At 66.1% G+C, this 15,270-nt stretch carries 10 protein-coding genes; 3 read left to right on the forward strand and 7 right to left on the reverse strand.

Annotated elements, in window-relative coordinates; genetic code table 11:
- Together ACFE99_RS04175 and ACFE99_RS04180 are read right to left on the reverse strand one after the other, a co-directional pair.
- A partial coding sequence (locus tag ACFE99_RS04175) for a fatty acid synthase subunit beta domain-containing protein (RefSeq protein WP_375482746.1) occupies positions 1–5,992 on the reverse strand: 5,992 nt, incomplete at its 3' end.
- A gap of 536 nt (positions 5,993–6,528) precedes the next feature.
- Positions 6,529–7,242 (reverse strand): DUF1906 domain-containing protein, encoded by a 714-nt coding sequence (locus ACFE99_RS04180; RefSeq protein ID WP_375482694.1) that lies wholly within the window; start codon positions 7,240–7,242, stop codon positions 6,529–6,531.
- Between the two features lie 203 nt (positions 7,243–7,445).
- On the opposite strand from ACFE99_RS04180, the gene ACFE99_RS04185 reads away from it, so the two are divergent.
- Positions 7,446–8,921, forward strand: coding sequence for a protein kinase (locus ACFE99_RS04185; RefSeq protein WP_375482696.1), 1,476 nt, complete (start codon positions 7,446–7,448; stop codon positions 8,919–8,921).
- A 186-nt stretch (positions 8,922–9,107) separates the two neighbouring features.
- On the opposite strand, the gene ACFE99_RS04190 is transcribed toward ACFE99_RS04185, so the two are convergent.
- Positions 9,108–9,989 carry a MerR family transcriptional regulator gene (locus ACFE99_RS04190; protein WP_375482698.1) on the reverse strand — a complete coding sequence of 294 codons (882 nt, stop codon included), beginning with the start codon at positions 9,987–9,989 and terminating at the stop codon, positions 9,108–9,110.
- Between the two features lie 40 nt (positions 9,990–10,029).
- On the opposite strand from ACFE99_RS04190, the gene ACFE99_RS04195 reads away from it, so the two are divergent.
- The gene (locus tag ACFE99_RS04195; protein WP_375482700.1) at positions 10,030–11,205 is read left to right on the forward strand and encodes an aromatic ring-hydroxylating dioxygenase subunit alpha; all 1,176 of its coding nucleotides are present in this window, start codon (positions 10,030–10,032) and stop codon (positions 11,203–11,205) included.
- On the opposite strand, the gene ACFE99_RS04200 is transcribed toward ACFE99_RS04195, so the two are convergent.
- Entirely contained in the window at positions 11,163–12,338 is a 1,176-nt protein-coding gene (locus ACFE99_RS04200; RefSeq protein ID WP_375482702.1) for a lipocalin-like domain-containing protein, read from the reverse strand. The genes ACFE99_RS04195 and ACFE99_RS04200 overlap by 43 nt on opposite strands.
- A gap of 78 nt (positions 12,339–12,416) precedes the next feature.
- Here ACFE99_RS04200 and ACFE99_RS04205 point away from each other — a divergent pair, with 78 nt between their 5' ends.
- Entirely contained in the window at positions 12,417–13,898 is a 1,482-nt protein-coding gene (locus ACFE99_RS04205; RefSeq protein WP_375482704.1) for an aldehyde dehydrogenase, read from the forward strand.
- Here ACFE99_RS04205 and ACFE99_RS04210 read toward each other — a convergent pair.
- Genes ACFE99_RS04210 through ACFE99_RS04220 form a run of 3 tightly spaced genes read right to left on the reverse strand, consistent with a single transcriptional unit; the run spans position 13,852 to position 15,256 of the window.
- A complete protein-coding gene (locus ACFE99_RS04210; protein WP_375482706.1) occupies positions 13,852–14,307 on the reverse strand; it encodes a MaoC/PaaZ C-terminal domain-containing protein in 456 nt (151 codons plus the stop codon). The genes ACFE99_RS04205 and ACFE99_RS04210 overlap by 47 nt on opposite strands.
- Positions 14,304–14,828, reverse strand: coding sequence for a MaoC family dehydratase N-terminal domain-containing protein (locus ACFE99_RS04215; RefSeq protein WP_375482708.1), 525 nt, complete (start codon positions 14,826–14,828; stop codon positions 14,304–14,306). Before ACFE99_RS04215 ends, ACFE99_RS04210 begins: the two co-directional genes overlap by 4 nt.
- Complete coding sequence (locus ACFE99_RS04220; RefSeq protein ID WP_375482710.1) at positions 14,828–15,256, reverse strand: nuclear transport factor 2 family protein; 429 nt, start codon at positions 15,254–15,256, stop codon at positions 14,828–14,830. The genes ACFE99_RS04215 and ACFE99_RS04220 overlap by 1 nt, the downstream gene beginning before the upstream one ends.
- Positions 15,257–15,270 lie beyond the last annotated feature (14 nt).

Genomic DNA, 15,270 nt, shown 5'->3' on the forward strand with positions numbered 1-15,270 from the left:
GTTGGTTTAGCACCAGGCGGGCCGCCGACGCCAGCACCCCGTCGCGGCCGGTGATCTGCTCGGTGAATTCGCTCAGCGCGGCCGCGTCGACTGTCGCGCCGCCACCTCCGGAGGACGGCAGCGTCACCGTGACGCCGCGACGGGCAGCCACTGAGGCCACTGCGGCGTCGATGACTTTGTCGACGGCTGCGGCGTCGGCCGGCGCCCCCTCGTGCAGGTGCCCGAGCGCCCCGCCGCGCACGCTGGTGCCTTCCCGGGTGCCCAGCGCCACTTCGACGGTGACGTGCTTGGCCCACCCGCCGCCGAGCTCCCACGTCTTCTTGACCCGCTCGGCGATCACGCCGGGCCGCTTTCCGGATGGCCCGAGAACCGTCCGGAGTTGGTCGTTGATCGCATCGGAAAGCACTGGACCGAAGGGCTTGTAAGTGCGCGCCAGCTTGGTGACCTGCGACCGCAACCCGGCGAGGTCGGCTTCAGCCGCACCGTCGATCGCACCCAGGTTCAGCTCCTGGCCGAGGTCGACCAGCAACTGGTTGCGTCGTGAGGACGCGCCGTCGGTGATCGACTCGATGGAATCGAGTTCCTCGATCTGGTCGATCCGCATCTTTGCCGACAGCTCGATCAGCGCCAGGGTGGCGTCGGCGGCGTCGAACGGGATGTCGTCGGGGCGCGGGCCTGCGGGTGCCGCGGCCGGTGCCGGCGCAGGTTCGACGGCCGCTTCCGCCACCGGCGCTTCCGCCGCAGGTTCCTCGGCCTCGTCTTCGGGCTCAGGATCGCTGTCGGTGGCGAACAGCACCGCGGCGTCGCGCTCAGCGTTGAGCACTTCCACTGTGCTGTGGGCATATTCGGGCAGCTTGAGGGTGTTCGTCGCCAGCCCGGCGACCGTCGGCGCGGACTTCACCCCGATCTCGACGAACCGCTCGACGCCCAGACCGCCGGCCGCTTCCTCGGTGAACAGCAGATCCTGCGTCTCGATCCAGCGCACCGGGCTGGCGAACTGCCAGGCCAGCAATTCGATGAACACCGTGCGCGCCATCTCGCGCCGCCGCTCCCGCAACCAGGTGTCGTAGTCGGCGAGTATCGGGTCGAGCGGCTCGGCCGGCACCAGATCGCGGATCTCCTGAATAAAGTCCCGATCCAAAGAAAACGGCCGGGGCACCAGGTTGGGGATGTAGCGCCCGATGATCAGGTCGGGATCCTTATCGCGCGGCATCACTCGATCCAGCGAGCGGCGGAATTCCGCCACACCGACACGCAGCACTCGCGAGTGGAATGGCACGTCGATGCCGGGCACCAAGATGAACGACCGCTTGCCGCCTGTGATTTCACGGCGCCGCTCCACCTCGGCTTCTAGCGCCTCCAGGCCGCGAACGGTGCCGGCGACCGCGTACTGCGAGCCGCGCAGGTTGTAGTTGACGATCTCCAGGAATTCGCCCGTGCGCTCGGCGATTTCGGCGACGAATGCGGGGACGTCGGCGTCTGCCAGGTCGATCTGCGACGGCCGGATTGCGGCCAGCCGGTAGTTGGAGCGGCCCAGCTCGTCGCGCGGCACGATGTCGTGCATCTTCGAGCCGCGGTGAAACACCATCTCCAGCAACGCTTCCAGCTCGTATATGCCGGTCACGCATGCCAGTGCGGTGTACTCGCCGACGGAGTGGCCGCAGGCGATCGCGCCCTCGACGAACGCGCCGGCCTCCCGCATCTCGGCGACCTGAGCCGCCGCCACGGTGGCCATGGCCACCTGGGTGAACTGAGTCAGGTATAGCACCCCATCGGGGTGGTAGTAGTGCACGCCGGACGCGATGATGCTGGTTGGGTTGTCGCGCACGACATGCAGCACCGAGAAGCCGAGGGTTTCACGGGTGAACTTGTCCGCGTCGTCCCACACTTTGCGGGCTGCCTTCGACCTGGCCCGCACCTCCATGCCCATGCCCTTGTGCTGGATGCCCTGACCAGGGAACGCGTAGACGGTCTTGGGCGCGGCCAGTCGGGCGGTGGCCGACATCACCAGATCGGACCCGATCCGGGCGCTAATCTCTAAAACCTCAGCGCCCTGGTCGATTCCAACCCGGTCAACGCGGAAGTCGATTTCGTCGCCCGGCCGCACCATGCCGAGGAAGCGCGCGGTCCAACCGATGAGGCGGGCCGGTGGGCGGGCTTGCCTGTCGGTGGCGGTGACGACGTGCTGCGCGGCGGCCGACAGCCACATGCCATGCACGATCGGAGTTTCCAGCCCGGCGAGCAGCGCGGCCGCCCGGTCGGTGTGAATCGGGTTGTGGTCACCGGAAACGACCGCAAAGGGACGCATGTCGACCGGCGCGGTAACCGTGACGTCGCGGCGACGGCGCCGCGGGGTGTCGGTGGCGTTGTCGGAAATCGCGCCACCAGCGCGGGCCGGCTCACTGAGCTCGGCCGCGCCGGTGCGCCCGCGGATCGCGAACCGCTCTTCGAGCTTGGCCAGCACGGTGCCGTCGTCCCCGGCCACGCTGACCGACACTGGGACAACCCGGCCCACCTCGGTGTCGACGGCAACCGAAGCCGTTGCGCTCACCGTGAACTCGGCGCGATCGGTAGGCAGCTTGGCGAGCAGATGCGCGGCGTGGTCGAGGTGCACCAGGCTCAGCAGGCCCTCAAGCACCGGGACACCGGTGTCGGTGACCGCCGAGCCGATGGCCGCGAACACGGCGGCCCAGCAACGGCCGACGAGCGCGTCGGGGACGGTGCTCAGACCAGTTGCCAGCGGCTCTCCGAAGGTGGCCGTGACCCCGGTATGGTCGGCGACTCGCTCCGGGTCCCAGTCCACCGTCACCGTGGCGGTCCCGTCGTGCACGGGAGGTAAGGCGTCGGGCCCGTCGGCGCCGGCGGCGATGGCCAATACGTGGCGCATGGCGGTGGTGGCGTCCTCGACAGACACCACCGGCGTGCCACCGTCAATCGTATTGGGCGGCAAAGTAAATGGGATGTCGATCCAGGTGCCCGACACCGGCACGCTGAGCACGACGTGGTCGCCCTCGGTATGCAGCCGTGCTCCGGTGGAGGAGTGGGTGGCGCGGGGCTCGTCGGCTCCGTCGTGGATCTGCCATTGGGTCGGGTCGGCGATGCGGTGTACCGGGTTTGTCACCGTGCGCCCGGCCCACAGCACGTCCGGGGCGTCGAGGACGACGGCCAGCGGTCCGGTGACGTCGGTCCGACCCACCCGGCGTGAGGTAACCGGCTGCGGTTCTGCTCCGGCTGCCAGCACGTCGTCGATGGCGGCCTGCTCGAAGCGGTCCAGCAGCTCGCCGACGGGTTCGTCCATCCGGGTGATTCCGGCGACCGACGTGGGCCCGGGGATGATGCAGACCTGGTCGGCGTCGTAGCGCGCGTCGTGGGCCTGCCATAGCGAATCGCTGCGCCACCACCGGCGCACATCCTTGTCGATGATCGGCACGAAGTTGACCGGCTTGCCCAGCGTCTTGCACAGCGTGACGAAGAAGGACACGTCCGCCGGGTGCAGTTGCACGGTCTCGGCGTCGGGATAACGCGCCAGCAGCGCTGCAATCGCCTCGTCCGGCTGCTCGAGCAGTGACTTGTCGGCAAACAGGGTCTCGATCCGGCCGTGGTCTTGGGGGTGCAGCCGCGCCTCGGCCCGTTGCAGCATCTGCTCGAAACGGTCGCGCCAGGTGTCGGCCAGCCAGGGGCTGCCCGGCGAAGCGGTGTCGGCGGTCGAGGTGCGGTCTGCGACGGTCAGCTCGACGTAGCGGCGCAGCCACCGCGCGTAAGTCATCTCGGCCACGTCGCCGAAGTACGGCTTGGCGGTCTTGGCCATTGCGGCGATGATCTCGTCGCGGCGTTTGGCCACCGCTTCGTCGTCGCCGGCAACCTCGTCGAGCAGCCGACCGCAGCGGGAAGCGGCGTTGTCGATCTCGTGAATGTCGGCGCCGAGTTGGCTGCGGCTAGAAGCCATGCCGCCCTGGGCTTTTCCGGCGCTGATCCACGTAGGTGTGCCTTGAGTTTCGACCAGCATCCGCTTGACCGACGGCGACGTGGTGGATTCCAGCGTTGCCATCGCCGCAGTTCCGACCAGAATGCCGTCGACGGGCATCAGCGGGAACCCGTACGGCTCGGCCCAGCGCCCGGACAGGTATTCGGCCGCCCGCTCCGGGGTGCCGATGCCGCCACCGACACAGACGGTGATGTTGGGACGCGACCGGAGCTCCGAGTACGTGGCCAGCAGCAGATCGTCGAGGTCTTCCCAGGAGTGGTGGCCACCCGCGCGGCCGCCCTCGATGTGCATGATGACCGGTTTGGTCGGTACTTCGGTGGCGATGCGGATCACCGAACGGATCTGCTCGACGGTGCCCGGCTTGAACACAACGTGGCTGATGCCGATGCCGTTGAGTTCGTCGATGAGCTCGACGGCCTCTTCCAGCTCGGGTATGCCGGCGCTGACGACCACGCCGTCGATCGGCGCGCCGGACTGGCGGGCCTTTTGCACCAACCGCTTTCCGCCCACCTGCAGCTTCCACAGGTACGGGTCGAGGAACAGCGCGTTGAACTGATATGTGCGACCGGGCTCGAGCAGCGTGCCGAGCTCTTCGATGCGGTTGTGGAATATCTCTTCGGTGACTTGCCCGCCGCCGGCCAGCTCCGCCCAGTGCCCGGCGTTGGCCGCAGCGGCGACGATCTTGGCGTCGACGGTGGTCGGTGTCATCCCGGCCAGCAAGATCGGCGACCGCCCGGTCAACCGGGTGAACTTGGTGGACAGTTTGGTCCTGCCGTCGGGCAGGCGCACCACCGAGGGGGCATAGCTCGACCATGGCCGCGCCACTTCAGGAACGGCGCCGACGGTAAACAGGTTGCGCTGACCGCCGCGGGTGGCCGCGGGCACGATGCCGACACCAAGGCCGCGGATCACCGGCGCGGTCAGCCGGGTCAGGATGTCGCCGGGACCGAGATCGAGAATCCAGCGCGCGCCGGCGTCGTGGACGCCGACGATCTCGTCGACCCAGTCGACCTGGCGCACCAAGATCGCCTCGGTCATCTTCCGGGCCAGCTCGACGTCGATGCCGAGCTTCTCGGCCCACCCGCCGACGATGTCGATGCCGTCGGCCAACCGCGGGCTGTGAAAGCCCACTTCCACCTGCACCGGCTCGAAGACCGGAGCGAAGACGTCACCGCCGCGGACCTTGTTCTTGCGGTCGGCCTCTTCCTTGTCGGAGATCTGGTTGCAGTACAGCTCGAAGCGCGAGAGCTGCTCGGGTGTTCCGGTGATGACGACCGACCGCCGGCCGTTGCGGATGGACAGCACCGGCGGCAGCACCGTCCGCACATCTTGGGCGAACTCGTCGAGCAGCCGGTAGATGCGCTCGGGATCAGCGTTGCTGACCGACACCATCGGCGGGCGGTCGCCCAGAATCGAAATGCCGCGTCGGCGGGCTACCAGCGTGCCGGCTGCACCGATCAGCTGCGCCAAAGCCAGCAGTTGGATATCGCGCTCGCCCGCTGCCTTCAGCGACTCGACGCCCAGCACGCCTTGTGAATGCCCGACGACGGCCACCGGCGGAGTACCCGTGAAATCCATGCCCTGCCGCACCAGGGCACGCACGGCAGCGATCTGAGTCAGCAGCACGCCCGGCACCGACACCGCCGCCGACATCAGTTGTTTGGCGGTCGGAACCCGGTCTTCGGCCGCGAGCGCGCGCACCCACTGCAGCGGTTCGAAACCGATCGGACGCACCACCACCAACTCTTGGGCAACCGGTTCCAAGAGCAGCTCGACCTCACCGACCAGGGTCGCCAACTCGGATTCGATCCCGGCCGATGACACCAGCTCTTCTAGGGTTTCCAGCCAGGCGCTGCCCTGCCCGCCGAACGCAACCGCATAGGGCTCGCCGGCAGTCAGGCGGTCGACCAGAGCATGGGCGCCACGCACGACCTCCGAGACGTTCCCGTCGTGGTCAGCGGACACCTCCCCTAGCTGCGCTGGGGCACCGCCGTCCTGCTCGTAGATCGTCACCGTCTGTATCTCCCTATGGCGTTCCGTGCGTCTCGCGTTGCGGGCGTCGAGGTGCCCCGCCGGCGTGTCCTCGATTGCCCGCCGAACCTGGCCGAATCCCGGGCCGACCAATGCGTTGTCGGCGGACCGCTCATCGGCCTCGAGCGTCGAGCGACCCCATCGGTTGCAATAAGAGTGTCATAAGAAGCTGAGCCGATTTTGTGTGCTGAGCGGTTACTGGTGAGTTCTACGCACCGGTACGAGTGTTGCGGGTAACACCCCACTCAACCGCCACGGAACACCGGCGAGACAAACGTCCTGCATGCAGGTGGTTACGGTTGAGTAGGCACAACAGCGCAGATCAAGGCAGGATTGTTACTTAATCGTTATGTTGAAAAATGGAGCCACGCCGGACGCGGCGGCTCAGGTCCGCGAACGCGTCTCGCCGGCGTCGACGAATACGGGACACGCTGGTTACCGTGCGAGCAGTTTGCTGGAACCTTACCCACGAGTCAGGTGACGGCCCGTTCGCCGCGCGAGACCTCGGCCGGCTAGTCCCACTGCCCGAATTGCGGTTTAAGGATGTGGTTGACGTCCACGCCGACGCCGCCGACAGTGCGCTTGTCAATCTCCACCTGGTGCAGATGGGCGGCGGGGTGGGTGAACCCTTGGGGTGAGCCCCAGTTGTGCTGCCAGAAGTAGGAGCCCAAGCCGTCCTGCAATGCCCAGTCGATGGTCTTGGAGTTGGCGTAGACCCCGACTCGCTGATGGCCTAGCACCGACTCCCAGCCCCGCAAATAGTGCGCTACCTGCTGCTTGTACTGCTCATACGAGGGATCGTCGTCGATCGACGCATAGATCGGCGCGCCGACCGGACCACCAGCGGCTTGGTGTAGCTGCCAGCCCCGCTTGGCGTGCAGCACCCCGGCGTTCTGGCCGCCCAGCCAGTCGGCGGTGTCCTGCTTGCCGTATTGGTAACACGAAACGATCTTGAGACCGTTGCGGTACAAGTCGCGGGCCTCGTCCAGTTGGATCGGCTTGCCGAGCATCCACGCGCCGCCGGGCCGGCGGTCGGACACATACCGGATGGAGCCCGCTGCGCCGGCGGCCTTGATGTCACCGGCGGGGATGACCCCGGCCGCGTAATCCAACAAGACGCCCAGCGAACTGGCCGCGGCCGGAGCCGACGTCGCCCCCACACCAAGGCCCAGCAAAGCAGGCGCCGCCGCGGCGAATTTCAGCACGTCACGGCGGTAGATCGACACGTGCCACAGGGTACGACAAATGCATCATCTGTCACAGTGACGTCTCCGGTCACATCTGGACCAATTACCGCGCCTCGCTTGCGGCCCAGGTGACGCGGTATCGGCTCCTCCTGCAAAGGAGGTGCACGCCGGCAGCCTGGGGGCCGTTTACCACCACGGCTGCACAGGATGGGTCCGCACGCGCTAACGCTACGATCCTCCCCATGCCGCTGCTCAGTAGTGCGACAGCTGCCGGGTTCAAGATTGTTCGGCTGCTGGGTCGCGGGCCAACGGGCGACGTCTATCTCGCCGAGCACCCGAGGTTGCCGCGTCGCCACGTATTGAAGGTCCTGCCGGCCGATGTATCGGCCGACCCGGAGTATTGCGAACGGTTCAACCGAGAGTCCGACCGGGCAGCGGCGCTTTGGCACCCGCACATCGTCGGCCTGCACGACCGCGGTGAGTTCGAGGGCCACCTGTGGCTTTCCCTGGACTACGTCGACGGCGCCAGCGCGGCCCAATTGCTAAGCGATAGCAATCCGGATGGCCTACCGCCAGACGAGGTGGTCGAGATCGTTAGCGCAATCGCAGACGCCCTCGACTACGCTCACGACCATGAGCTGCTGCACCGGCATGTGAAACCGGGCAACATTCTCATCGCCCAGTCTCAATCCGGCCAACGACGAATCTTTTTGGCGGACTTAGGCATCCCGCGATACCTCGACGACGTCAACGGTTCGACACAGACGAGCATCACTGTCGATACCGTGAACTACGCAGCGCCCGAGCAGCTGATGGATGGCGCGCTCGACGGCCGGGCCGACCAATATGCTTTGGCGGCTACGGCTTTTCACCTCTTGACCGGCTCGGCGCCATTCAGGCACAGCAACCCCGCCGTGGTGATCAGCAAGCACCTCACCGAACCGCCGCCACTGCCAGGCGATGTGAAACCAAAACTGCGTCCTTTCGACACGAACTTTTCCCGCGCACTGGCCAAGGCTCCCGCCGACAGATTCCCGCGATGCCAGGACTTCGCCAAGGCACTTGAGGCCGATCACCGCAAAATGTCAGACCTCCCGGATGCCGATGCCACTGCGGTAGACACCTGCCCAGCACCATTGCCAGTGCCACAGCCCGCCCCAGATATGGTCACCCCACGCGAGGGTGACAGTGACGCCGCTTGGCTGACCGAACCAGCGACAGCCGCCCCGCCGACTGCCGAGCCTGACCATGCCGAGATGTCGCCACACACTGAACTCGGCGATGCCGAGACGTCTCCGGCGCCTGTCGGATCCGGTGCTACAAGTCCAGGCAAACCGGTACCGTCGCGTGGTCGCCTGCTCCCGCGGGCCGCGGCATTCGTCCTTGCCATCGTGGTGGTGGTGATCGGGTTCTTCATTGTCATGGCGCTGCGTTTGCGCTCTGAGTTCGAGCCCGCGCCAACCAATCTCGAAGCCCCTTCGTCCGCGACCACGACGTCGCGGCCGGTGCCGGCGACGGCCACGCCGTTGCCCAGTACGGCCATGACGCCACCTGCGAGGCCACCTGCGAGCACCCCACCGCTGACGACCACCAAGCCGCCGTCGCCAACGAGCACGCAGTCACCGGCAGCGACGAAGTCACCGGCGTTGACGGATGCGCCGTCGACGACCATGTCACGTCCGCCGTCGCCGACGACCCCCGCAGCTGGGCATAGATAACCGGCCGGCCATCGGCATTCCTTGTAGTCCCCAGCAGGCGGGTGCGACAGCCATCTCGAACTCGGGCGCACCAATCTACTGCGTGAGCACGCCCGGTGGATTCGCCTGGCAACCCCCCGGCGGGTGATCAGCGGGGCCTCGGTGCCCAGCAGTCGGCGCGAAGCTATTCGGAGGCTGCCGATATCGTCAAGCCAGTGGGGCGCCTTGCCGATCCGGTGACTGCGGCAGGACGATGACGCTGACGGTGACCAGCCCCCGGCGGCCGGCTTCCCGGGCGATCTCGTCAATGAAGTGGGCAGCCGCCGGGGTAATCGATTCCGCCCAGGTTCTAAACCCCTGCACGATGACCGGGTCGTGTTCGAGCAGCGGTTGCACGTACCGCAGCACGCCGACCACGTCGTCAGGCAGCGGATCGGTCGACTGCTCGTCAATCCAGCGGTGCGCGAGGGCAATTGCGGCGGCGTGGTCTTGATCAAGGGCGACCACATCGTGCGCCAATCGGCGTAACCGGTCGAAGAAGATCTGGCGCCCTGGCGTCTCGGCGAGAGCTTCCAGCAGGGTGGTGGCCGCCGGCGGCAGCAGCATCTGCCCGAACAGGGCGGGGACCGGCAGCTGCCACTCGTTGAACAACTCGGCGTACATCGCGGCGATCGACGGAGACAACGGGGCACTGAGCCGTCCGATCACGCCGATGCTGTCGCGGTGCGACGTCGCCAGCCGCCGCAGAATGCGTTCCCTGTCGGGAATGTCGGTGGCAGCGTCGATAGCGGCGATCATTTGGTTGAGCCGGTCGCGTTGAGCCACCAGCGACGCGCGGTGCTCGTCGAGCACATCGACCAGTGTGGTCTGCTGACCCTGCCGCAACCGCTGGATGTCCCTGATGCTGACGCCCAGGCTACGCAACAGGTCGATGCGCAGCAGGTCGAGCACCTGGTCGCCATTGAAGACGCGATAGCCGTTGGACAGGTGGTCCGCCCGCAGCAGTCCGATTTTTTCGTAGTGGCGGATGCGGCCCGGCGCGATCCCGGTCAGGGCCGTGACGTCGCCGATCAGCAACTGCTCAGCCACGTCTTGACCTTACAACTGTGGCAAGGTCTGTACTGGTTGCATGGACCGCGATCAGCTCATCGACCTGACCCGCCGTGCACTGAAGCTGGCGCGTGACAAGACGACCGACCTGGCGCCGGCCGAGCATACTGTCGACGCGCGCGACTACACCTCAGTCGAGCGACATGAACGCGAGCGGGCAATGCTGATGTCCAGCCCCCAGCTAGTCGGCTACGTCTCGGAACTACCGGAGCCGGGCAGCTACTGCACCAAGACGGTGATGGGGCGATCGATCCTGCTGACTAGAACCTCCGGCGGAATGGTCAAGGCGTTCAACAACGTCTGCCTGCATCGCCAATCGCAAGTCGTGAGCGGATGCGGGGCCGCGAAAAGGTTCAGCTGCCCCTACCACGCGTGGACATACGACAACACCGGTCGTCTGGTTGCGGTTCCGGGACGCGAGGGCTTCCCGCAGATCGCTGTGAAGTCCGACGGTCTGACTGAGCTGCCCGCCACCGAGTTCGCCGGATTCCTCTGGATCGCATTGGACCCCGGCGCCACGCTGGATGTCGCCGCGCACCTCGGCTCGCTGGCCGACGAGCTCGACTCCTGGGGGATCGGGCGATGGTCTCCACTGGGTGAAAAGGTGCTCGACTCCCCCATCAACTGGAAACTGGCGGTCGACACCTTCTCGGAGAACTACCATTTCGCCACCGTGCACCGCGAGACGTTTGCCAAGATCGCTCGCAGCAACTGCACCGTCTTCGACGCCTACGGCCCCCATCACCGGTTGATCTTCCCGCTCAACTCCATCCTGGAAATCGAGACCGTTCCCGAAGACCAGTGGGACCCGTTCCACAACATGGTCGTCATCTATGCCCTGTTTCCGAATATCGTGTTGTCTGTGACCATCGCCAACGGCGAACTGTTCCGGATCTATCCTGGCAGCGAACCGGGCAGATCCATTACCGTGCACCAAAACTCAACACCGATGGACCTCTCCGACGAATCGGTGGCGGCCGGTGCGCGAGCGGTGTTCGACTATGCCCACGCCACAGTGCGCGACGAGGACTACCAGCTGGCCGCCAAGCTGCAAGCCAACCTCGAGTCACGAGCGCGCGAGCAGCTGTTGTTCGGCCGCAACGAGCCAGGTCTGCAGCATCGCCACCGCAGCTGGGCTGACGCCTTGGGAGTTCAGTCGACCGGCCGCACGCCGGCCAGTTCCCAATCGCGGTAGAGCGCCAGCGAGCGCTCGTAGAACCCGAACCCGCTCACCGCCTCCCCGCGCAGCGTCCCGTGATAGCGATAGGGACCCTCCATGTATTCGATCGGCAGAGCATGCGCAGGGGCGGCCACCAGGGGCTCTCCGGTCAGATACAACTGGAGTGTGGCGCAAGTCAGCCGGTGGCGGTCGGGCATGAACCGGGTCGGCGATAGCGGCGGCAGCAGCGGGTGAACCGAATCCGGCCAACGCACATAGCTATCGATCGTGACCTCGACATCCTCGGCGCACTCCGGCGGCGAGTCCGGATAGCTGACCGTGACGCCCGAGAACGGTTGCAGCGCATTGCCGTTGGTACGGTCGAACTGGCGCCAGATACTCAGATCGACACCGTTGTCCAGGTTGATCGTGCGCCATTCGTGCGACCGGGCCCGCGGATCTCCCCCGGTGCCTCCGCCACCGGCGTACTTGCGAAACCACTGCCGATCCACGTGCCCCGCGTCGCCGCTGACCTGTTCACACACCTGACCCCAGCGCAGTGTCCCCGTCATCGCCATCCTGGTCTGAAAATACGAATAGGTGTCGGGCTGGCCGAAGCAGTCGATCTTGCCGCGGTACTTCGAGGCCCCAACGGGCACCGGTGCGCGCGTCGGTGTCACGTCCAGGGCGAGCCGCATCGGTTGGCCCGCCTGGTCCACGCCCACCAGGTCGACGTGGTAGGTGTAAGGCACCAGTTCGCCGTCGCTGCTGCGGCGGGAGGTCCAAACCGCTGTTCCGGCCCCGCTGTCGTAGCCGAGGTCGAGGTGTCCTGTGGCTGCGGCCAACTTCGGTGGACCTGTCCGCTCCAGGTTGGCCGGCGGCATGTCGTAGTCGGTGTAGGTTCCGTACGCGCCTGTGTCGCAATCAAATAGCGCCATCGTGTAGAAGTCGGCGACCACCGATCCGCCCGGGCGGTTCTTGTTGAAGATGGTCAGGAACGCGAAAGGCCGACCGGAGGTGCCGACCAGCTCGCCGGCGAGGAACCAGGTGTCGGATTCCTGATCCGGGTGTGCGCCTTCGGCCGCGGGAAACTCCAGCGTTTGATCGGCGGGGACCAGACGAAACGGATAGCGGCGCCAATCGGTGTCTGCCCGCAGTTGGTCGCTCAAATCGGCTTTTTCTCCCGCTCGGGCTTTTTTATTATATTAGCATCAATAGACAACAACTCCCTTCTCGAGGTGGTGCAGATGACCGATCCGGCCCACCGGTCGTACGACGAACTGTTCATCGGCGGACGCTGGCGCATACCCGCTACCGGGCGCCGTCTCACGGTCATCTCACCGCACTCCGAAGAGCCGGTCGGCGAGGTTCCGGAAGCCGGCCCTGACGATGTCGACGCTGCGGTGTGCGCCGCGCGTCGGGCTTTCGACGACGGTCCCTGGCCCCGGTTGGAGCCACGCGAGCGCATTGAGAAAATCGAGAAGCTTGCCGCGATCTATGCCGGCCACATCGACGAGATGGCCGACCTGATCACCGCGGAAATGGGCTCTCCGCGCAGCTTTTCGAGACTGGGACAGGCGGCTGGCGCGGCTCACATGATGCAGCTGGCGTTGGCCACCGGGCGGGACTTCTCGTGGGAGGAGCGCCGCCGCGGAGTGCTGAGCGAAGTCCACCTGCGCAAGGCGCCGGTCGGCGTGGTGGGCGCGATCGTGCCGTGGAATGTGCCGCAATTCCTCATCATGCCGAAGCTGATCCCGGCATTGATCGCGGGCTGCACTGTGGTTGTCAAGCCCGCGCCCGAAACACCTTTGGACGCTTTGTGGTTGGCCGAGATGCTGGAGCAGATCGACTTGCCCGAAGGGGTCGTGTCGATCCTTCCCGGCGGCCGCGACGTCGGGGAATGCCTAGTGCGCCATCCCGGTGTGGACAAGGTCGCGTTCACCGGTTCCAGCGCCACCGGGCGCCGCATCGCCGCCATCTGCGGCGAACAACTCAAGCGGGTGAGCTTGGAGCTGGGCGGCAAGTCGGCGGCGATCATTCTCGACGACGCCGACATCGACAAGACGGTCACCGGGTTGAAGACGGCCGGTCTGATGAACAACGGGCAGGCCTGTGTGGCGCAAACCCGCATCCTGGTCAGCGAACGCCGTCACGATGAAGTCGTCGATGCGCTCGCCGACATGATGGCGGGCCTGCGTGTCGGCGATCCTGCCGACGAGGCGACCGACATCGGACCCCTTGTCGCCGAGCGCCAACAACGCCGAGTGCAGGATTATATCCGCTGCGGGGTAGCTGAGGGCGCCCGCATCGTGCTCGGCGGCGACGACCCGCCGATCGACCGCGGCTGGTACGTGCGGCCGACGCTGTTCACCGATGCCACCAACGACATGCGCATCGCGCGCGAAGAGATCTTCGGTCCCGTCCTGACCGTGCTCACCTACAAAGACGAAAAGGATGCGGTCCGCATCGCCAACGACAGCGACTATGGTTTGGCGGGATCGGTGTGGACGGCCGATGTGGCGCACGGCCTGGAGATTGCGGCCGGTGTGCGCACCGGCACGTACGGCATCAACATGTATATGCTCGACATCGGCACGCCGTTCGGCGGTTTCAAGCAGTCCGGTATTGGCCGCGAGTTCGGCCCGGAGGGCCTGAGCGAATATGTCGAACTGCAAGCGGTGGTCAGCAACGGCGCGCTGCCGCCGCTGGGCGGGGCAGCTCCAGGGTGAGCTCGACGGGACAGCACAGTTCGCCCCGCTGGTTGGTCACCTCGATACGCAGATCCACAAGATAACGCGGCGGGTCGACCGACGTGTCGCAGCGCTTCGCCACTGCGCGTCCTCGGCCCACCATGGTGTCGCCGGCATAGATCGAGCCGGCCAGCGTCATCTTGTGCCGCACCACCCGGCTGTGCGGACCGGCCCAATCAGTCGCGACACGGTCGGCGAAGCCCGCGAGGTGCATGGTGTTGACGAAAATCGTTGGGTGACCTTGGCTTTGGGCGTAAGTCGGGTCGATGTGGCCGGGAAAGTAATCCCATGTCGCCCCCGCGTTCTCCACCACCCGCTGGTAGTCGATATCGTCGCGAACCTCCGGTAGGTCGACGGGAGGACTGAGCTGTTCCCAATTCACCGTCATGACGAGGTTCCAGGGGTGAACCGCAACAACGTATTACGGTTACGTGCTACCACCGCGCCGTCCTGGCGGCGGTAGGTGTCGAGGGTTTCGACGAAGTGCCCCACGCCCAGCCGGGTCCGTTTTTCCCGCGACACCGACACCACTTCCTCGACGACGGTGAGCCGATCACCCTCCACGATCGGCAACGGGAACTCGGCGTCGTTGGCGGCGTTGATGAATGTCTTGCCGGGAAGGGGCACCCGCAGAGCGATCGACGCCACCCGGGGCTCACCGGTCGGCAGCCACGGTGGTGGTATCAGCCATCCCATCAGCAGCGCGGGCGGTGCCAGCAGACCGCCCCACGTCTTTGCGGCGAAATCGGCGTCCCAGTATGACGGATTGGGATCGTGGATCAGCGCGGCAAACAGTTGGATGCGTGCCGCGCTGACCACGGTGCCCGCGGTTCGCGGTTCGGTGGCCACCCCGACCATGCGCAGCGCATCCTCATAGCTGCCGAACGCGAGTTTGTCGCTGATGTCCATCACATCATGAGCGGATGCCGACTCGGCATTGAGTCCCACTGCAGCTCACGGGATGTGAAATACCAGCCGCCGCGCTCGTAGATGAGTTGGTCCCGATACGTTCCGGTGGTCCTCAGGGTGGTAACACCAAGCTTGTCCACGGTGAACAGGATGGCGACACAGTGCTGGGTCCCGTTGATGCCGTCGACGCTGATTTCGTGGTCGACGGCGACCAGCCGCTGCTTACCGTCGCCGTCGAACGCGGCGCGCAGGTCGGTGAAGAGTTCCCCGTCGCGGGTAAAGGTGGCACCGGAGTGGCGGAACGTCGCGATCCAGCGGTCGCGGTCCCCTTCGGAGTAAAACCGGTTGTTTCTGGCGGTGAGATCCAAGATTCCGGCGCGCGCCGTCGCCGCATGGAGCAGGTACTCCTGCTGGTAGGTCATGCTCATGGTGGTTTTCTCCG

This window comes from uncultured Mycobacterium sp. (genome assembly GCF_964249325.1).
Taxonomy (GTDB): Bacteria; Actinomycetota; Actinomycetes; order Mycobacteriales; family Mycobacteriaceae; genus Mycobacterium.

Coding starts and splice junctions, on each gene's coding strand:
- ACFE99_RS04185 (WP_375482696.1), top strand. CDS start 7,446: ATGCCGCTGCTCAGTAGTGCGACAGCTGCCGGGTTCAAGATTGTTCGG.
- ACFE99_RS04195 (WP_375482700.1), top strand. CDS start 10,030: ATGGACCGCGATCAGCTCATCGACCTGACCCGCCGTGCACTGAAGCTG.
- ACFE99_RS04205 (WP_375482704.1), top strand. CDS start 12,417: ATGACCGATCCGGCCCACCGGTCGTACGACGAACTGTTCATCGGCGGA.
- ACFE99_RS04210 (WP_375482706.1), bottom strand. CDS start 14,307: ATGACGGTGAATTGGGAACAGCTCAGTCCTCCCGTCGACCTACCGGAG.
- ACFE99_RS04215 (WP_375482708.1), bottom strand. CDS start 14,828: ATGGACATCAGCGACAAACTCGCGTTCGGCAGCTATGAGGATGCGCTG.
- ACFE99_RS04220 (WP_375482710.1), bottom strand. CDS start 15,256: ATGAGCATGACCTACCAGCAGGAGTACCTGCTCCATGCGGCGACGGCG.